A 19,216-nucleotide genomic window follows, 5' to 3' on the forward strand; every position below is an offset into this window, starting at 1 on the left:
ACGGCAACGTCGGGCGTAGCAGTCGGACGTGGAACCATCGTCAATGCCGCTCAAGGGATAGCGATTGGCGACGGAGCCAAAGTTGACACAGCAGCTACCGCAGGCTCGATTGCAATTGGCACAGGCAGCGCGGTAACGGCTGCCACGAACGGTCAAGCCTACCTTACATTGCAAGCCGCACCAGGGAATGGTGAAGCCAACTTCGGCAATCGACGCCTAACTGGCATCGCCGACGGCAAGAACACCAGTGACGCAGCAACCGTCGGCCAGCTTTCCACGGGTTTGAGCAGCGCGAGCAGTGACCTGTCGTCTCTGTCGACGTCAACAGCGAACCGGGTAACCTCGCTGTCGACGGCAACAGGTAATCTCAGCACTAGCCTGAGCACGACCAACACAACGGTTGGCAATTTATCTTCCAGCGTTTCGACAGCGACAGCCGGCGTAATTTCCCTGTCGACCGCGACGGCGAACCTGGGCACCAGCCTCAGCACGACGAACGCGAATGTGGGCAATCTGTCGTCGAGCGTTTCGTCGGCGACTGCGGGCGTGACCTCGCTCTCCACCGGCGTCAGCGGACTCTCGACTGGGGTGACTTCGCTGTCGACCGCGACGGCGAACCTAGGCTCCAGCCTCAGCACGACCAACGCGAATGTCGGTAACCTGTCGTCGAGCGTTTCGTCGGCGACCGCGGGCGTGACCTCGCTTTCGACGGGTGTGAGCGGGCTCTCGACTGGAGTGACCTCGCTGTCGACCGCGACGGCGAACCTGGGCACCAGCCTCAGCACGACGAACGCGAATGTCGGCAACCTGTCGTCGAGCGTCTCGTCGGCGACTGCGGGTGTGACGTCGCTTTCGACGGGTGTGAGCGGGCTCTCGACTGGCGTGACCTCCCTGTCGACCGCTACGGCGAACCTAGGCACCAGCCTGAGCACGACGGACGCGAATGTGGGCAATCTGTCGTCGAGCGTTTCGTCGGCGACTGCGGGCGTGACCTCGCTGTCGACCGCTACGGCGAACCTCGGCACGAGCCTAAGCACGACGAACGCGAATGTGGGTAACCTGTCGTCGAGCGTTTCGTCGGCCACCGCTGGCGTAACCTCGCTCTCGACCGCGACGGCGAATCTGGGCACCAGCCTCAGCACGACCAACGCCAATGTCGGCAATCTGTCGTCGAGCGTATCGTCGGCGACTGCGGGTGTGACGTCGCTTTCGACGGGTGTGAGCGGGCTCTCGACTGGCGTGACCTCGCTATCGACCGCGACGGCGAATCTGGGCACCAGCCTCAGCACGACCAACGCGAATGTCGGCAATCTGTCGTCGAGCGTCTCGTCGGCGACCGCTGGTGTGACCTCGCTTTCGACCGGCGTCAGCGGACTCTCGACTGGCGTGACCTCCCTATCGACCGCTACGGCGAATCTGGGCACCAGCCTGAGCACGACGAACGCGAATGTCGGCAACCTGTCGTCGAGCGTTTCGTCGGCGACCGCGGGCGTGACCTCGCTTTCGACGGGTGTGAGCGGTCTCTCGACCGGCGTGACCTCGCTGTCGACCGCGACGGCGAACCTGGGCACCAGCCTCAGCACGACGAACGCAAGTGTCGGCAACCTGTCGTCGAGCGTCTCGTCGGCCACTGCGGGTGTGACGTCGCTTTCCACCGGCGTGAGCGGGCTCTCGACTGGCGTGACCTCGCTGTCGACCGCGACGGCGAACCTGGGCACCAGCCTGAGCACGACGAACGCGAATGTCGGCAACCTGTCGTCGAGCGTTTCGTCGGCGACTGCGGGCGTGACCTCGCTCTCCACCGGCGTCAGCGGACTCTCGACTGGGGTGACTTCTCTCTCGACCGCGACGGCGAACCTGGGCACCAGCCTGAGCACGACCAACGCCAATGTCGGCAATCTGTCGTCGAGCGTTTCGTCGGCCACTGCGGGTGTGACGTCGCTTTCGACCGGCGTGAGCGGGCTCTCAACTGGGGTGACCTCGCTATCGACCGCGACGGCGAATCTGGGCACCAGCCTGAGCACCACGGACGCGAATGTCGGCAACCTGTCGTCGAGCGTCTCGTCGGCGACCGCTGGCGTAACCTCGCTCTCGACCGGCGTCAGCGGGCTCTCCACTGGCGTGACCTCGCTGTCGACCGCGACGGCGAACCTGGGCACCAGCCTCAGCACGACCAACGCCAATGTCGGCAATCTGTCGTCGAGCGTTTCGTCGGCGACCGCGGGCGTAACCTCCCTTTCGACCGGCGTGAGCGGGCTTTCGACTGGAGTGACCTCGCTGTCGACCGCGACGGCGAACCTGGGCACCAGCCTGAGCACGACCAATGCCAACGTCAGCGATCTGGCTGCCAGCGTATCAACGACCAACGACAGCGTGAGCTCGCTGTCGACGGGGCTGGCGACAACCAACAGTCAGATCACGTCGCTGTCCTCCACGGTGTCATCGGCCGCGAGCGCTGCTGCGGGTGATCGCATTGCCATCGGTGCGAATTCAGCGGCGCCAGCTGCCGCGGGGGACAAGGCCGTGGCTGCGGGCGACTCCGCCTCGGCCGCTGGTACTCAGGCAGTTGCACTCGGGTCTGGTGCCAGCGCTTCGAATACCAAGGCGATCGCAATTGGGGCGGGCGCCAAGGCCTCAGGCGTGCAGTCGATCTCGATCGGCGACGGAGAGGTCACCGGAGACAACTCGGGTGCGTTTGGCGACCCTAGCACCGTCTCCGGATCGGGCAGCTATTCGGTAGGCAACAACAATACCATTGAAGCTGACAACGCCGGCATATTCGGCAACAGCAGCACCATTCCGCTCGGTGCGAATGGCGCGCGGATCGTGGGTAATAACTCCTCCGTTGGTGCCGCCGCGACGAATGCAATGGTCGTCGGCAACAACGCCAGCGTCAGCGTCGCGAACGGTGTAGCCATCGGTTCGAACAGCGTGTCCAACGTCGCCGCGGGTGCTTACGGTTGGGATCCGTCTACCGGGGCTATCACGACCACGGGTACCGGGCCGGCCTGGCAGAGCAGCTTCGGCGCGGTTTCGGTCGGCAGCGACCTTATGGGTACCCGTCAGATCATCAACGTGGCGGCCGGCTCCAATCCGACCGACGCGGTGAACGTAGCCCAGTTGAGCACACTGGCATCCGCCGGGGCGAGCAGCTTGGCGTCGCTCTCGACCACCACAGCAGCGAGCCTGAGCAGTGTGGCGAGTGACGTTGCCTCAGTGTCGACGGCAAGCTCGTCAGGTCTGGCCTCGCTCTCGACGGGCGTCACTTCGCTGTCGACGGGGCTGACCTCGCTTTCGACCGCCACGGACAGCGGCCTGACATCCGTCTCAACGGCGACCTCGAGCGGCTTGGCCTCGCTTTCGACCACGACGGCGGCGAGCCTGAGCACCGTGGCAAGCGGCGTTGCTTCGGTATCGACGGCAAGCTCATCGGGTCTGGCATCGCTTTCGACGGGCGTGACTTCGCTGTCGACGGGGCTGACCTCGCTTTCGACCGCCACGGACAGCGGCCTGACATCCGTCTCGACGGCGACCTCGAGCGGCTTGGCCTCGCTTTCGACCACGACGGCGGCGAGCTTGAGCACCGTGGCAAGCGGCGTTGCTTCGGTATCGACAGCAAGCTCATCGGGTCTGGCATCGCTCTCGACGGGCGTGACTTCGCTGTCGACAGGGCTGACCTCGCTTTCGACAGCGACGGAGAGTGGGTTGACCTCTGTGTCGACAGCGACCTCCAGCGGCTTGTCCTCACTATCGACGACGACGGCAGCAAGCCTGAGCACGATTGCGAATGACGTTGCCTCGGTGTCGTCGGCGAGCTCGTCGGGCCTGGCTTCGCTCTCGACCACGACGGCAGCAAGCCTGAGCACGGTGGCGAGTGATGTTGCTTCGGTATCGACGGCAAGCTCATCGGCTCTGGCATCGCTCTCGACGGGCGTGACTTCGCTGTCGACGGGGCTGACCTCGCTCTCGACTGCGACCGATAGCGGTCTGACGTCCGTCTCGACGGCGACCTCCAGCGGCTTGTCGTCACTATCAACCACGACGGCAGCGAGCCTGAGCACGGTGGCAAGTGATGTTGCCTCGGTGTCATCGGCAAGCTCGTCCGGTCTGGCTTCGCTCTCGACCACGACGGCGGCGAGCCTGAGCACGGTGGCGAGTGATGTTGCCTCGGTGTCGTCGGCGAGCTCGTCGGGCCTGGCTTCGCTTTCGACCACGACGGCGGCGAGCCTGAGCACGGTGGCAAGTGATGTTGCCTCGGTGTCGTCGGCAAGCTCGTCCGGTCTGGCTTCGCTCTCGACCACGACGGCAGCGAGCCTGAGCACGGTTGCCAGTGATGTTGCCTCGGTGTCGTCGGCAAGCTCGTCCGGTCTGGCTTCGCTCTCGACCACGACGGCAGCGAGCCTGAGCACGGTGGCAAGTGATGTTGCCTCGGTGTCGTCGGCAAGCTCGTCCGGTCTTGCCTCGCTCTCGACAACGACCGCAGCAAGCCTGAGCACGATCGCGAGCGACGTTGCCTCTGTGTCGACTGCGACCTCGTCGGGTCTGGCTTCGCTGTCGACCGGCGTAACTTCGCTCTCGACGGGCGTGACTTCGCTATCGACGGGGCTGACGTCGCTTTCGACGGCGACGGAGAGTGGGTTGACCTCCGTGTCGACGGCGACGTCCAGCGGTTTGTCCTCGCTCTCGACGACGACCGCAGCAAGCCTGAGCACGATTGCGAATGACGTTGCCTCGGTGTCGACGGCAAGCTCGTCGGGTCTGGCCTCGCTTTCAACCTCCACGGCAGCAAGCCTGAGCACGGTGGTAACTGACGTTGCTTCGATCTCGACGGCGACCTCCAGCGGGTTGGCTTCGCTCTCGACAGGCGTGACGGGGCTGTCGACAGGGCTGACGTCGCTTTCGACCGCAACGGAAAGCGGCCTGACGTCCGTCTCGACGGCGACATCCAGCGGCTTGTCCTCGCTCTCGACTACGACAGCAGCAAGCCTGAGCACGATCGTGAATGATGTTGCTTCGGTGTCTACGGCGACTTCGTCGGGCCTGGCTTCGCTCTCGACGGGCGTGACGGGGCTGTCGACAGGGCTGACGTCGCTTTCGACCGCAACGGAAAGCGGCCTGACGTCCGTTTCCACGGCGACGTCCAGCGGCTTGTCCTCGCTCTCGACTACGACGGCAGCAAGTCTGAGCACGATCGTGAATGATGTTGCTTCGGTGTCTACGGCGACTTCGTCGGGCTTGGCGTCGCTCTCAACGGGTGTGACTGGGCTGTCGACAGGGCTGACGTCGCTTTCGACTGCAACGGAAAGCGGCCTGACGTCCGTTTCCACGGCGACGTCCAGCGGCTTGTCCTCGCTCTCGACCACGACGGCAGCAAGCCTGAGCACGGTGGCGAGTGAAGTGGCCTCGGTTTCGACGGCGACCTCGTCGGGGCTGGCTTCGCTCTCAACGGGCGTAACGTCGCTCTCGACTGGTGTGACCTCGCTCTCGACGGGAGTCACCTCGCTCTCGACCGCGACGGAGAGTGGCCTGACTTCGGTGTCGACGGCGACATCCAGCGGCTTGTCTTCGCTTTCGACCACCACGGCCGCGAGCCTGAGTACGGTGGTAAGTGATGTGGCCTCCGTTTCGACGGCGACATCGTCGGGGCTGGCTTCGCTCTCGACCACGACCGCAGCAAGCCTGAGCACCGTCGCAAGCGAAGTGGCTTCGGTATCGTCTGCGACCTCGACGGGTCTCGCGTCGCTCTCGACGACCACGGCATCGGGCCTCGCCTCGCTGTCCACGACGACCTCGTCGACGCTCAGCAGCGTCGCCAGCTCGATGAGCACACTGTCAACGGCAGTTGCACCGATCGTGCAACAGGCGGCGGCAGCTGCGGCAAACGGGGGTGGAGCGGTTGCCACCAACATTGGTGGTGCCAACTCTGATGGTACGCTGCAGACGCAGGGTGGCATCGCTGGCGGCAGCACGCAGGTTGCGGGCAACGTCAGTGGCTCGTGCACCTCTGCTTCGGGGATCGATACAACGGCTACCGGTGTCTGTGCCCAGGCCAAGGCAAGCGGTGCAACCGCGTACGGCTCCAACGCCTTCGCGTCGCAGTCGAACGCCACCGCCGTTGGCTTCCGTGCCTCGGCCACCGGCGATTCGGCCACCTCGATCGGCTATGCCAACATCGCATCTGGCGGCAGCGCCGTTGCGATCGGCAATGCCAACAAGGTGTCGGGTAACCAGTCCATCGCGATCGGCTACAAGAACGTTGTTTCTGGCTCGAACTCTGGGGCCTTTGGCGACCCGAACGTGGTCAGCGGCAACTCGAGCTACGCGGTGGGTAATAACAACACCGTCGCTTCGAACCGCGTGTTCGTGCTCGGCAACAACGTGAACGTTGGCGCCGGGAATGATGGAGCGGTTGTGCTGGGTGATGGCAGCACGGCAAGCGGTGCCAACACCGTATCCGTGGGTTCGGCCAGCCAGACCCGCCGTATCACCAATGTGGGTGACGGCATCGCCGACACCGATGCGGCGACTGTGGGTCAGGTGAACCGTGCGACCGCTTCGCTCAGCACACAGATCGCTGGTGTTCAGACCCAGGTCTATGACCTGGCTCGGTCCACCTCGTTCGGTATCGCCGGTGCGACTGCAATCGGCATGATCCCAGACATCGATCCGGACCAGCGCTTCTCGATCGGTGGCGCAGTGGGCGGGTTCGATGGCTACCAAGCCTTCGCTCTCGGCTTCACCGGCCGCGTCAGCGACAACGTCAAGGTCCGGGCTGCTGCGTCGATCTCGGGCGGCAAGTCCACCTACGGCGCCGGCGTCTCGTTCGGCTGGTAATCGAGGCCCCCGACGGTTCCCGGGTGTACCCGCCCAGGAACCGGCACCCAGGGAGTTGCGGGCCTACCCACCTGCAACTCCCACCCTTTTAGCTTCTCCTTCCCGTTTCTTTTCCATCCGCCTCCCGGGCGCCCGCACGCGAAGAGCTTCAGATGCGTATCGGCATTTCCATCATCACCCACGCCGGCCAGAACATCTGGAACAACGGCATTGGCCAGCATGTCTACCACCTCGCCACGCTCTTCCGGCATCTGCCCTTCGTCGAGGCCGTCTATCTCCTCAACTGCGGAGACCAGGATCAGCCCCCTTCGGGTGTGGGCGATTTTGGCCACAGTTTCCCACTCATCCGCCTGAACGAAGCCACCGATCTGATCGATGTCGCGATCGAGATGTCGGGAGCGCTCGATGTCGAGTGGATTGAGCGCTTTCGTGCCCGGGGCGGGCGCATCGCCTATCACAGCATTGGTCAGCCCTATGCGGCTCTGGTCGACCACACGACGTTCTCGAAGACCGGCTGTTTCGCGCGCCCCGATCGCTGCGACGAGGTCTGGCTCCTCGAAAAGGATGCCGCTTTCGCACCGATGGTGCGCAGCATTCATCGCTGCCCGCTCCACATCGTGCCGCTGATCTGGGCGTCCGATTTCCTCGATGAAACCATTCGCCAGCCCGACGGCGTGAACTTCGGCTATAAGCCCGGGAGTCTGTCGTCAGGTCCGGCGACGGCGGCCGTCTTCGAGCCCAATATCTCGCCCATCAAGATGGGGCTGATTCCGCTCTTCATTTGCGAGGAGGTGCAGCGCCGCAAACCTGAGCAGCTGGCGCACGCGCATCTGTTCAATTTCGCGCATCTCGCTGAGCATCCGACCTTTTCCTTCATGCTCAACAACACCGACCTTCAGGCGGCCGGGAAAGTGACGATCCACCAGCGCGACTTCTTCGCCTACGTCATGGCGCGTGGCGCGAACATCGTGGTGAGCCACCAGATCGATTGCGGGCAGAACTATCTCTATCTGGACGCATTGGCCGGCGGCTACCCGCTCGTCCACAACTCGCCCTTCTATCGCGACTTCGGCTACTACTATCCGGATTCCGATACGGAGGAGGGGGCGGCGCAAATCCTGCGCGCCTGCCGTGAGCACGACCAGCAGCTCGGCGCCTACAAGGCAGCCGCTGCCGCTCTCATCCACCGCCTTGATCCCCGCAAGCGGGACAATCTCTCCATCTTCGGACGCAGGCTTCTGGGCCTCGTCTCCGAGCGGAAGCGCGCCGCATGAGCAAGAAGACCAATCGCTGCGCAGCGTCGGGTCTCAAGGTCGGCGTCACGCTCTACGTCCGCGACGGCGCGCAGTCGCTCTGGGAGAATGGGATCTTCCAGAACTGCTATTTCCTTCTGATGTTGCTCGCGCGCTCTCCCGCCATCGAGCAATGCTTCATCGTCAACGGCGGACCCGGCAATCCCGCAGAGGCAGGGGATTTCCTGGACAGCGCTCCGGCGCCGGTTCTGTCGCTCGACGAGGCCATGAACGAGCTCGACATCATCATCGAGCTGAGCGCTCAGCTGAACCCCGACTGGGGGCGGCAGTTCGCCGAGCGGGGTGGCCGGATCGTCGGCATGCGTGTCGCCAACGACTTCGTCATCGATGCCGAGCGGATGGCCTTTGGTCTCGACCATGCGCTGCTGATGACGGCGGTGCCCTATGACGAGATCTGGACGCTGCCTGCCTTCGAGAAGACCTGCGGCCACTACTACCAGACCGGGTTCCGCGCGCCGGTGCGCGTGATGCAGCATCTGTGGAATCCGACCCTGCTCAACCGCGCCATGGAAAAGCAGGGCGTGACGCAGCCCTTCGCCTATCAGCCAGGACGCAAGCGTTGGCGCCTGGCCGTGCTCGAGCCCAACATCTGCACGGTCAAGACCTGCCACCTGCCACTTCTGCTCAGCGATGTAGCCCATCGCGAGGACCCGCGGGCGATCGAGTATCTGCGGGTCTACAACGCGATGACCATCAAGGGGCATCCGGACTTCGTCGCCTACGCCCGGTCCATGGACCTGGTGCAGCAGGGTCTGGCCAGTTTCGAAGCACGGTTCCCGATCTTCCACATCATGGGCACGAGCGCAGACGCGATCGTCTCGCACCATTGGGAAAATGCGCAGAACTATCTCTACTACGAAGCCCTCTACGGCGGCTTCCCGCTGATCCACAATTCGGACCTGCTCGACGGCTGCGGCTATCGCTACCGCTCGTTCGATCCCGAAGACGGCGCACTCGCACTGCGCCAGGCCCACGCCGAGCACGACCGCAATCTCGCGGCTTACCGTGCCGATGCCGACCGGCTGCTGCGGCGGCTCGACCCTGTGTCGGAGCGCAACGTCGCGCTCTACACTCAGGTCCTGCAGGCGCTGGTTGCCAAGCGGGCTGCGGCATGAGGCAGCGGGGATCCTGGGGGCGCCGTGCACTGCTGGCGGGGCCGCTCATCGCGGCCGGATTCCTGTGCGGGCATCTGTCGGCGGCAGGGCAGGGCGTCCGGGTCGCAAAGCCGGAACCGCTTGTCGTCTCGGCGGCGCGCACACTCGGGGTCAAGCGCTGCCTGCCGATGATCTCCGGGATCGCGCAGCGCGCAACGAGCGGCGCGACGATGCAGGATATCATCGTCGATTGGGACCGCGAGGCACCCGATGCCGCGCCCTTCTTCTCGCTCACGGGCCTGGGCAATGGCAGCCAGCGCGCGGCGCTGACGATCGCTGCGATCCCCACGCCTGCTGGCTGTGCGGTGCTCGTCGAGCGGGCCTCCTTTGCGCAGCAGGCCTGCACGGCCGTTGCTGCCAGCGAACTGCCGGGCTTCCCGTCGGCGCGGCTGATCGACGGGATCATGGTCTACCAGAACCCGGCTCAGCCCGGTGAAACCTACACCCTCATCACCAACACCGGCGGCTGCCTGATCCTGCGCCGCCAGGCTTCACTCAAGTGGCAGGGCAAATAATGGAACGCCGCGGACTGCGTATCGGCATCACCATCGGGCTGCATGCGCCCGACGAAAGCCTGTGGATCAATGGCATCAAGCAGAATGCGATCTTCCTCGCCAAGCTCCTGCAGAACTCGCCACTCGGCCATGAGGTCGTGCTGCTCAATACCACCAGCATCCCGATCACCGACCGTCTGCCCTGGGACGTGGGTGCGCTGCCGACCGCGCCCTTTGCTGACCGCTGTGACGGCCTTGATATCCTGATCGAACTCGGTGGACAGATCGGTCCCGACCAGTCCGCCCGGATCAAGGCGCAGGGTACCAAGCTCGTCAGCTACAGCTGCGGCTCGGAATATGTGCAGAACATGGAGGCGATGATCTTTCGTCGGCCACTGTGGGACGGGCTGTTCATCAATCCGGACTATGATGAAATCTGGATCATTCCGCAGAATGCGCCAACCACCCTGCCATTCCTGCAGACGTTCCGTCGCTGCCCGGCACGCGCCGTTCCCTTCATCTGGGACCCTTGCGCGATCGAGGCGGTTTCGAAGGACTTGCCTGAAGGCGGGGAATATCGCCCTCGTTCGGGCGCGCGGCGTGTCTCGGTCATCGAGCCGAATGTCGATGTCCTCAAATTCTGCATGTACCCGATCCTCGCGACCGAGCAGGCCTTTCGGAAGGCGCCCGATCAGTTCGAAATCCTGCAGGTCGCCAACAGCGACCACATGGTCCACGACGATCGCGAATTCGCGGGGCTCATGCGCCACCTGGATATCGTGAAAGCGGGCAAGGCCTTCTTCCACGGCCGGGTTCGAACACCCGATTTCCTGAGCGGTCACACCGACATCGTCGTCTCGCACCAATGGGGCGTGCCGCTCAATTACTTCTACTTGGAGTGCTGCTGGCAGGGCTTCCCGTTCGTGCACAACGCCGGGCTGATCAAGGATCTGGGCTATTACTACCCGGAGAACGAGATCGACGTGGCGGCGCGGCACATCCTGTCGATCTGTGCGGACCATGACACGGACTGGCGCGGTTATCGCGACCAGCAGCGCCGTCTGATCCAGCGTTTCCTGTCAAGCGATCCGGACCTGATTTCAACCTACGACGACCTTCTGTTTGGTCTCTTTGCCGACACGGCCGCGCCTGCCCGAACGCGAGCGGACCATGCGGCTGCGTGAACTCTGGACACCATCTGGCCGAGGGCTCGCGCCGTTGGCTGCCGCCGCTGGGTTGTTGAACCGCGTTTTGATTGGCCTTTTCCGAAAGACCTCCCCCCATGTTCGATCCATCCTTGCTCAGCCTGCGCGTCCTGTTGTGGGCGGGTGCGGGCCTTTGCGTGCTTCTCACCCTGCTTGGCCCCAAGTTGCTGGAGCGCCGACGGCGTCGTCACCCCTTTCGGCAGAGCCTGTGGTCGCCTCGCGCCGAAACCCTGATGTTCGTGGGGATGTTCGGCGCATTCGCTTTGGCTTTCATCGCGATGCGGGCCTGATCTGCCGAGCCGTTTCGGTATTTAGCGTGCTGGCTGGTGGGGGTGTGCCTTCATGAGCCTCGACTGCCCCGGCTGCGGTAGCGACAATGTTCGCCGGCTTTCCCTTGTCTACGAGGATGGCTTGCATGCGCTCGGGGGCAATGCCCAAAGCGCAGCCGTTGCACTTGGGACGCGCGGGCTGGGGGTGCAATTGGGACGCAGCACCGCACAGGAGGCGATCCAGACCGCCAGTTCGGCAACTGCGGCACCCCCGGTCAAAACCTCTTATCGCCCCAGTCTGCTCCTCGTGTTCATTGCAGTGGCGCTTGTCGGTCCCGTTCTTTCCAGCAGAGCTCTTGCGCTCGCCCTGTTCCTTCTGGGCGGCGTACTTCTGGGGTTAGCGGTTCGCTACAACCGCACGATCTGGCCGAGCGAACTGCATCGCTGGCGCGCTACTTATCGCTGCCAGCGATGCGGGCGGAGTTTCATTCCCGCCATCGATGCTGGCGGGTCGCTCGATGTGGGTGCCTGATGGCTGCCCTCGTCGCCACAATGCCCCTGATGACTTTGAGTTGGGGGCAGATGCCGGAGCCTTGCTCCTCACGCTGTCCTGCCACGGCGGTTGTGCGGGGAGCTTCCAAAGTTTCCAGGACCAGGAATAGTCTATGCTGATGCTGGCGCTGCTTTTCGCGCAGACCTTGCCCTATCTGCCCATCGCTTCGAACTCCGCCGAGGTGACGACGCAAGTCACCTTTGGCTGCGATGCAGGGGCGGGGCATAGCTGCGGCTTTGCGATCTTTTCCGCCAACCAGGCCGGCTTTGCGATCAGGCTGGACGGCGGACAGCGCGCGGTTTTGCGGCTTTCGCCGAATGTGGACCGCTACATTGTTGTCATCGACGAACCGACACCACTGCGAGCGGACGTTTGCCCGGGGCTCATTGCCAGAGGGAAATTCTGCAAGGCGGCGATCGTCAGCGCCGGCTACAACAACTGACCGCTTGTATGGCTCGCGGTTCAGACAGCTTTGCGCAACCGTCGCCGGCGATCGACTATCGTCGGCTCGCCGCGCTTCTGACAGGCCTCGGGATCTCGCCCGAGCGCCTCGAAGAAGCTGTCGAGCGCGCGCTCCTCGAAGGCGATGCGCAAGGGCTTGCACGCTTGAGCGCCGCCGAGAAGCGTCTGGTCTATTTTGCGCTGGGCGAGGGCATTGCATCGCTGCGGCGCGACCAGGATGCGGCATTGCGGGCCGTGGGGCTGACGATGTCGACCTTTCGCAACGAGGCGCACCTCTACAGGCATGCATTTCTCGCGGCGTATCGCCGTACCAGCTGGCTGCTCGCGGCCGTAGCAATCCTCGCCCTCGCGGGGCTGCTACTCCAGTGGGCCGGAAAGGGGGAAGGGGAGGTTGGGTTCAGCCGCGCGTGCCTGTCGAGCGAGGTTGGCCGCCTGTCGGTCGGGGCTGGCCGGGCAGAGGTGCCGAGCCTCGCCCTGGGCTTTGGCGAACTTGCCGAGCGCGCAGCGCTTCCCGCGCGCTTGGGACGCGGGCTGGCGGTCGCTTCGCGGACGCGCGCCAGGTCCGACGGATTAGGCAGGCGCCATGTGAGACGGGGCGATCTGCCGGGCGTGGGAGCAAGGCGTGCATAAGCTCCTGCGCGGATTCGAGGAATCGAACGTCGAGACGCCGCCCGTCGATCCTGCGCGGATCCGCAGCGCCATCGATCGCATCCATGTCGAGACCGCGCTCGCGCTCAATCTCCACGGCAGCTTCCGCAAGGCCGCCGAAGCGCTCAACATGAAGCCTGCCACGGTCAACCGACGGATCCGCGATCTTGAGTTCCTCGTCGGCGTGCCGCTGTTCGAGCGGCGCCATCGCCGCGCCGTTCCGACGCGCCTCGGCAAAATCTTCCTGCGCCAGAGCGGGCGCATGTTCGTCGATTTCCACACTATGGTGGACGGGATGCGCCGCATCTCCAACGGACAGGCAGGGGAAGTCGCGATCGGCTATTATGGGCCGCTTGGCGCCGGCCCGCTGCAGGACTTGCTGCTTCACCCGGATTCCGAGCTTGGCGACGTCAAACCGGTGCCGATCGAATTCGCGAGCGGCTGTCTCTTCGATGCGCTCATTGCCGAGACCATCGACCTTGCGATCGTCCATGGCCGAACCAGCGCGTTCAAAGGGGAAAGCCACCTCCTCTGGCACGAGCGCGTGTTCGCGGTCATGCCGCAAGGCCATCGCCTGGCCGAACATACGTCCGTGCGCTGGGGCGACCTCGTCGGCGAAACCTTCCTCCTCTCGCACAGCGAACCCTCGGAGGACGTCCGCGCCTTTCTTTCCGACCGGATCCGGCCGGAAGGCGGTGCCCCGGTCGTCATCGAGCATAATGTCAGCCTGCCGACCATCTTCCGCATGGTCCGTGCCGGACACGGCCTGTGCCTCTGTCTTGAATCAGCGCTGGCCAGCACAGCGGATGGTCTAGAATACCGCGAAGTGCTTGGACCCGACGGACCTGAATTCGTTCCGGCCAGCGCATGCTGGCTTGCCGAGCATCAGAACCCGGCACTCGGGCGGCTCTTGAGCCTGCTGCGCCGCAAACACGGCAGCGCTGCGATCAGGAGGCTGTCACTGGTCTGACGAAGACGCCGCGTCGGTTCTGCCGACGGCATGTCGGTGTCAGCGCCGAGCTTCGCTCGCCCATGCAACCACGAACTTCCATCTTCGGGCTCGACGCTCGCCGCTATCGCAGCGGCCTGCAAGGCCAGGCCACCATCTATCGCCATATCGCGCGCACCGGCCAGACCCTCGCCGGCACCGCGGTCTGGACGCCCGAAGAGATCGCGATCCTTCGACGGCACCACTCCGATCGGCGCGGCTTGCCGGCGATGCTCCCCGGCCGAACGCCCGAGGCCATCGCTCACAAACTGCGTCGCCTGGGGCTGGTCCGCGCGCGCCGGGTCTGGACAGCCGACGAGGCGAAGGCCTTGCGATCGCCTTACCGTTCAGGTGTCTCTATCGACGATCTTCAGGCCATGTTTCCCGGCAAATCGAAGCGGCAGATCTGGGGCAAGGCTTTTGCATTGGGTGTGAGGCGGCCGCGCCGTCCGCCCAAGCCAACCGGCCTTGCGATCGTCGATGACGTGCGTTCGCGCGCTTTTGCCTGCCGCTTGTCGATGGTCGACCTCGATAGCTTCGTGGGCACGCGGGGCTATTTTGTGCGGCCCCGGCATCTCAACTGGGCTGCGCTTTCCAAGGCGATCGCTCTTCTGGGCGGTACGCCGGAGCTCGTGTGGCGGGATGCATGCGTGTCGTGACCTCGCCACGGCCGGCTCGTCCATGGTCCGCCGAAGAGGACCAGCTCATCCGATCGCTCTACCCGGACTATGACAGCCTGCAACGCAGGCTGCTGTATCGCACACGCAGCGCGCTCAAGCATCGCGCGCGGCACCTCGGGGTAACCGCTGGTCGCCACGTGTGGACCAATGTCGAAGTCGCATTGCTGCGCGCGCTCTATGCGGCAGGCGTTCCGGACCGAGCCTTGGGCGGACCGTTTCCTCACCTCCAACTGGGGCAGATCCGTGCGAAGGCGCAGCACCTGCGGTTGACGCGGCCACGGCGCGCGCCCGTGCTCCTGGGCGTGCCCCCTCTTGATGCGGTGCGCCAGCGCGCGGCGCAGGCAGGATTGAGCCTCGCCGAGCTCGACCGGCGCGCCAGGACCGGGCGCTACTTTCAAAGCTGCAGGCGCAATCTCGACCTGCGCTGCATCTGGCGCGCCGCGCAGCTTCTTTGCGGCGAGATTCGCGTGACCTGGGACGATGCCGATCCCTGATGGTCAATGCTGTCTGACGGGTCAGCTGGGTTTGGCGGCCGTCGGGACGGCCGCCGGGGGAGGCGGCGGCCGGTGGTATTGCCGGATCGCGCGTGTCGGAGGGGCGCCACCGGGGATCTTCGCCTGGAGCACATCGAGGGCACGCTGGATCTGGAAATCGCCGGCAATCTCCGCATCGTCAGGGAGAGGCTTTGCGAACAGCGGCTTATCGGGCTGCGCGCTTTCTTCGGCCGGTCCCTCCACGACCTCGGGTTCGACGCGGCGTAGTTGCATCTCATTGTCGGGCGCGTTGAAGATGGATGCTTCCGTGAACGCCTGCCCCCCTTTCACCGCAGCCTCTGCTTCGCGCGCGGTGCGGGCAACAAAGAGATCCGGCGTTACGCCGATCCGCTGGATGGAGCGTCCCGACGGCGTGTAATAGCGGTTGGTCGTGACACTCAGCGCGCCCTGGGCACCGTCCTGCAGCGGGAAGATATTCTGCACCAGACCCTTGCCGAAGGTCACGAGCCCGACGAGGCTGGCGCGATGATTGTCCTGGAGGGCGGCCGCCACGATCTCCGATGCGCTGGCGCTCCCGCCGTTCACCAGGACAACCACCGGAAGCGTGCGAAGTGCGTCGCCCTGGTCCGAGGCTGTGATCGGTGACGTTGCACTTCCGGATTTGCCCACCCTGACAACGACGTCGCCCGGCTTCAGGAACCGCGATGCGACATGCACGGCCGCATCGATGAAACCGCCAGTGTTGTTGCGCAGATCGAGGATCAGTCCCGACAGCGGATCTGCCTTCAGCAGCTCGGCTTGCGCCTCCCCAAGTTCCCGGTCGGTGACCTGGGCAAAGCCCGTGATATGCACATAGCCGATTGCGCCGATGCGGCGCTGGTAGACGCTGTGGAGATGGATCGTCTCGCGGCTCAGAACGAGCGGCACTTCATGGCCGCTGCCGTCGACAAAGACGATCGCGACCTTCGTGCCGGCCGTGCCACGCAGGCGCCGTGTCGCTTCGATGAGCGTCGTGCGCTCGATAAGCTGGCCATCGATTGATCGGATCAGCCACCCGGCACCAACGCCGGCGCGAGCCGCAGGGCCGGCATCGATTGGAGCAATCACGCGCAGCTTGCCGTCGGCGACCTCGATCACCGTGCCGATGCCTGCGAATTCGCCGGTCGCGCCAGCCTGGAAGTCCTTATACTCCTGGGGCGTCATATAGACCGAGTGCCCGTCGAGCGAACCCGCCATGGCCTTGAGCGCCGTACTGGTGAGCGCGTCCGGATCGACCTTCCCGTTGTAATTCTGGCGAACGATGTCGAGCGCCTGGCTGAACAGTGCCACTTGCGCCTTGACGTCGGTGGCAGGGGAAGGGCCTGCATTTTGCGCCGTAGCCGGGGGCGGGGAAGGGGCGGTCTGCGCAAAGGTGGCGAAGGGCGAAGTCGTCAGCAGCGCTGCGGCGAAAAGGGCCGCGCCTCGGGAAACGGGCATGGACGTTCAGGTTCTCCGGATTGGGGCGCCGCAGCCTGCGCCGATATCAGATCCCCTTCGAGTGCCTCCCGGCGAGCGGGATGCGCGTAGACAGTGCCTTGCGCTGCGATCGGTGTCTGTTCGGCTCGTTCAGCCACTTCGGCATGGCGGTTGCGGCCGAAACTCGGCCGATATTGGTTTTTCTGTCAAAATAACCTTGTATTCGGCCAATGTCTGCAACAGACTTCTGAGTATTCGCTCAATGTAATATTGTTGCCATGTCGAAGCATTAACTTCTGGATGAGGGGGCTTTGCATGAAACTGACCGATCTCGACCTCGGACGCTTCCTCCCGCAAGAGGCGGAGCTGCTTGCTGCTCCCGCGCCGTCCGCGAACCTGGTCGCCAGGCGGTTCAAGTTTCTGACTGCCGATGGACAATCGGCGACTCCGCTCGAGCAGGAAGCGCTGCTCGGCACCAACGACCTTCTCGACGTCAACTTTCTCGATCGCTGCAGCCTCGCGAGGCGCTGCGTTGGGCGCATCCGGGTGCAGGGTGGAGGCAGGCTGGGCTGGGCGACCGGATTTCTGATCGCGCCCGGTCTGATCCTGACCAATCATCACGTCTTTCCCGATGCGGCATCCGTAGCCAGTTCGCGCATCGGCTTCGACTACTGGTTCGACGTGGCGGGGCAGCGGCCTGCCGACCCCGACGAATTCGACCTGCGGCCGGATCTGCTTTTCGTTACCAACGCCGATCTCGACTACAGTGTCGTTGCCGCCGCGCCGCGTTCGGCTGCGGGCGCGGCAATCCAGGAGCGCCGCTATCTGCGCCTGTTTGCCGAGAGCGGAAAGGCGACGCAGGGCGATTTCGTGACCATTATCCAGCACCCGGACGGGGTGCCGATGCAGATCGCGCTTCGCGAGAACGAAGTGATCCGCGCGGCGGAAGACGAGAGCTTCATCTGGTACAAGGCCGACACCGCCCATGGCTCATCGGGCTCACCAGTGTTCAATGACAGCCTGCAGGTGGTGGCGCTTCACTCCAGCGGACGGATCAAGCGGGAAGGGGAGCGCTATGTCCTGGCCGCCGGCGGCACCGTGGACAGTCTCGACGGCCTTTCTGAAAGCGACGTCCTGTGGGAGGCCAATGTCGGCTTCCGGATCAGCCGGATCAGCCATGATCTGCTCGAAGCAGTAAAAGCGAACTGGCCCGCGCGCCTGGCCGAGATCGAGGCTGCGATGCGGGGCGGCGACATCATGTCGTCGACAATCCAAGCGCTGGCCTCGAACGCAGCGCCCAGGCCCGTCGCTGCCTTTCGCGAGATCGAACCCGAAATTCTGACGGAGGAGGCTGAGCCCATGAGCGTGTCATCCAGTGCGACCAGCGTCGTGATCCCATTGCAACTTCGCATCAGTCTTGAGCTCGGCCAGGCGGTGGGCGCGGCGGCGCAGTTGGCGGCTGGCGCCGCCGCGCTCGAGACCGAAGCCTTCGAGATGCGCACCCCCGTCATTTATGACGGGCTCGACGAACGCCCAGGCTTCGATCCACGCTTTCTCGACGAAACGACGCCCGTGCCGACACCGATCATCACGCCGGGGGGCAAGAAGGTGCTGGCCCCGCTGCTCGAAGGCAATGATCCGGAACTGCGCTACCGGCACTTCTCGGTCTGGATGCACAACGAGCGGCGGCTCGCGTTGTTCACTGCGTCCAATGTCGACTGGCGCAAACGGGCAAAGATGGTCGATGGCAAGTCGACGTCGCGCGACGGCCTGGCCGGATGGCCACAGGGAGCGAAGTACGCGGAACTCTGGGTCGAAGATCCTCGCATCGACTCTCGCTACCAGCTTCCCGATGTCTTCTACAGCGAGGATCGCGGGGCCTTCGACAAGGGGCATATCGTGCGGCGCGACGATGTGTGCTGGGGGGAGCACTTCGACGAAATCCAGATGGCCAACGGCGACACCTTCCATGTGACCAACTGCTCGCCCCAGACCAAGGTGTTCAACCAGGGTGCGGCGGGTCAGGACAATTGGGGGGACCTAGAATCGGCGATCGCTGCCGTCACCAAGAAGGACAACGAGGCCGCATGCATCTTTGCCGGACCGATCTTCGGAGCGGATGATCGCTGGTTCTACGGCAAGGACGCCTCGGGCAAAGCGCGCATCCAGATACCCAGTCGGTTCTGGAAGGTGGTCGTGGTCAAGGAAGGGGATGCCTTCCAGGCCTATGGGTTCATCCTGGAGCAGGACGTTCGTGCGGTGACCGAGCAGGAATTCTACGTCACCGACAACTGGCTGGCAGCGTGGAAGCCGATTACCACGATCGAGAGCCTACTCCGGGGCTGGCTCGATCTCTCGCAGCTGGCCGCAGTCGATCAGCACGCTGCTGCGTGATGCTGCGCACGTGGCTGGCTCTGGAACTGGTAGGAACGCCTTGCGGGCATCATCCGCTTTACGAGGAGGCTCCTCGCAACTATCTATAGGTCATGGCGACGATCACGACACGACAGAATCAGCGCCACACGGCTTCGGCTGCTAAGCGGGTCGGCGGATATTCCGAGCTGATCCGGCTGTCCACCGAGCGTGGGCGCAGCGGCGCATCCATGGTTGTCTCGCGCAATTCGGCCACGGGCCGATGGGTGGTCAAGCCCTCGTCCGACACCTGAC

General features: G+C 64.4%; 18 protein-coding genes. 14 read left to right on the plus strand and 4 right to left on the minus strand.

Features of this window, described 5'->3' with window-relative positions:
* Positions 1–158 precede the first annotated feature (158 nt).
* From FHT19_RS05115 to FHT19_RS05125, 3 genes are all read right to left on the minus strand, one after another.
* A complete protein-coding gene (locus tag FHT19_RS05115; protein ID WP_169474162.1) occupies positions 159–2,408 on the minus strand; it encodes a hypothetical protein in 2,250 nt (749 codons plus the stop codon).
* A 321-nt stretch (positions 2,409–2,729) separates the two neighbouring features.
* Complete coding sequence (locus FHT19_RS05120) at positions 2,730–2,939, minus strand: hypothetical protein (RefSeq protein ID WP_169474163.1); 210 nt, start codon at positions 2,937–2,939, stop codon at positions 2,730–2,732.
* 123 nt (positions 2,940–3,062) lie between these two features.
* Positions 3,063–5,828 (minus strand): hypothetical protein, encoded by a 2,766-nt coding sequence (locus tag FHT19_RS05125; RefSeq protein ID WP_169474164.1) that lies wholly within the window; start codon positions 5,826–5,828, stop codon positions 3,063–3,065.
* Between FHT19_RS05125 and FHT19_RS05130 the strand changes: the two genes are divergently transcribed.
* From FHT19_RS05130 to FHT19_RS05185, 12 genes are all read left to right on the plus strand, one after another.
* Positions 5,821–6,834, plus strand: a complete 1,014-nt coding sequence (locus tag FHT19_RS05130) for a YadA-like family protein (RefSeq protein ID WP_169474165.1) — start codon at positions 5,821–5,823, stop codon at positions 6,832–6,834. The two genes, FHT19_RS05125 and FHT19_RS05130, sit on opposite strands and share 8 nt — an antisense overlap.
* 152 nt (positions 6,835–6,986) lie before the next feature.
* Positions 6,987–8,108, plus strand: coding sequence for a DUF2827 family protein (locus FHT19_RS05135; RefSeq protein WP_169474166.1), 1,122 nt, complete (start codon positions 6,987–6,989; stop codon positions 8,106–8,108).
* On the plus strand, positions 8,105–9,262 hold the full coding sequence (locus tag FHT19_RS05140; protein WP_169474167.1) for a DUF2827 domain-containing protein: 1,158 nt from the start codon (positions 8,105–8,107) through the stop codon (positions 9,260–9,262). The genes FHT19_RS05135 and FHT19_RS05140 overlap by 4 nt, the downstream gene beginning before the upstream one ends.
* Positions 9,259–9,816 (plus strand): hypothetical protein, encoded by a 558-nt coding sequence (locus FHT19_RS05145; RefSeq protein WP_169474168.1) that lies wholly within the window; start codon positions 9,259–9,261, stop codon positions 9,814–9,816. Before FHT19_RS05140 ends, FHT19_RS05145 begins: the two co-directional genes overlap by 4 nt.
* A complete protein-coding gene (locus FHT19_RS05150; RefSeq protein ID WP_169474169.1) occupies positions 9,816–10,979 on the plus strand; it encodes a DUF2827 domain-containing protein in 1,164 nt (387 codons plus the stop codon). Before FHT19_RS05145 ends, FHT19_RS05150 begins: the two co-directional genes overlap by 1 nt.
* Positions 10,980–11,077: 98 nt before the next feature.
* On the plus strand, positions 11,078–11,290 hold the full coding sequence (locus tag FHT19_RS05155) for a hypothetical protein (protein WP_169474170.1): 213 nt from the start codon (positions 11,078–11,080) through the stop codon (positions 11,288–11,290).
* A 52-nt stretch (positions 11,291–11,342) separates the two neighbouring features.
* Positions 11,343–11,801 carry a hypothetical protein gene (locus FHT19_RS05160; protein ID WP_169474171.1) on the plus strand — a complete coding sequence of 153 codons (459 nt, stop codon included), beginning with the start codon at positions 11,343–11,345 and terminating at the stop codon, positions 11,799–11,801.
* A 133-nt stretch (positions 11,802–11,934) separates the two neighbouring features.
* Positions 11,935–12,264, plus strand: a complete 330-nt coding sequence (locus FHT19_RS05165; protein ID WP_169474172.1) for a hypothetical protein — start codon at positions 11,935–11,937, stop codon at positions 12,262–12,264.
* Between the two features lie 8 nt (positions 12,265–12,272).
* Positions 12,273–12,914 carry a hypothetical protein gene (locus FHT19_RS05170; protein WP_169474173.1) on the plus strand — a complete coding sequence of 214 codons (642 nt, stop codon included), beginning with the start codon at positions 12,273–12,275 and terminating at the stop codon, positions 12,912–12,914.
* Complete coding sequence (locus tag FHT19_RS05175; RefSeq protein WP_169474174.1) at positions 12,907–13,902, plus strand: LysR family transcriptional regulator; 996 nt, start codon at positions 12,907–12,909, stop codon at positions 13,900–13,902. The genes FHT19_RS05170 and FHT19_RS05175 overlap by 8 nt, the downstream gene beginning before the upstream one ends.
* 62 nt (positions 13,903–13,964) lie before the next feature.
* The gene (locus tag FHT19_RS05180; protein ID WP_169474175.1) at positions 13,965–14,579 is read left to right on the plus strand and encodes a hypothetical protein; all 615 of its coding nucleotides are present in this window, start codon (positions 13,965–13,967) and stop codon (positions 14,577–14,579) included.
* A complete protein-coding gene (locus FHT19_RS05185; RefSeq protein ID WP_169474176.1) occupies positions 14,567–15,094 on the plus strand; it encodes an SANT/Myb-like DNA-binding domain-containing protein in 528 nt (175 codons plus the stop codon). Before FHT19_RS05180 ends, FHT19_RS05185 begins: the two co-directional genes overlap by 13 nt.
* A 21-nt stretch (positions 15,095–15,115) precedes the next feature.
* Here the strand turns inward: FHT19_RS05185 and FHT19_RS05190 are convergent, their stop codons facing one another.
* Positions 15,116–16,570, minus strand: coding sequence for a S41 family peptidase (locus FHT19_RS05190; RefSeq protein WP_169474177.1), 1,455 nt, complete (start codon positions 16,568–16,570; stop codon positions 15,116–15,118).
* 294 nt (positions 16,571–16,864) lie between these two features.
* Here FHT19_RS05190 and FHT19_RS05195 point away from each other — a divergent pair, with 294 nt between their 5' ends.
* Both FHT19_RS05195 and FHT19_RS05200 read left to right on the plus strand, forming a co-directional pair.
* Positions 16,865–18,943, plus strand: a complete 2,079-nt coding sequence (locus tag FHT19_RS05195; protein WP_169474178.1) for a DNA/RNA non-specific endonuclease — start codon at positions 16,865–16,867, stop codon at positions 18,941–18,943.
* A 92-nt stretch (positions 18,944–19,035) separates the two neighbouring features.
* A complete protein-coding gene (locus FHT19_RS05200) occupies positions 19,036–19,215 on the plus strand; it encodes a hypothetical protein (protein WP_169474179.1) in 180 nt (59 codons plus the stop codon).
* Position 19,216 lies beyond the last annotated feature (1 nt).

Source organism: Novosphingobium sp. SG919 (assembly GCF_012932495.1).
Lineage (GTDB): Bacteria > Pseudomonadota > Alphaproteobacteria > Sphingomonadales > Sphingomonadaceae > Novosphingobium > Novosphingobium rhizosphaerae.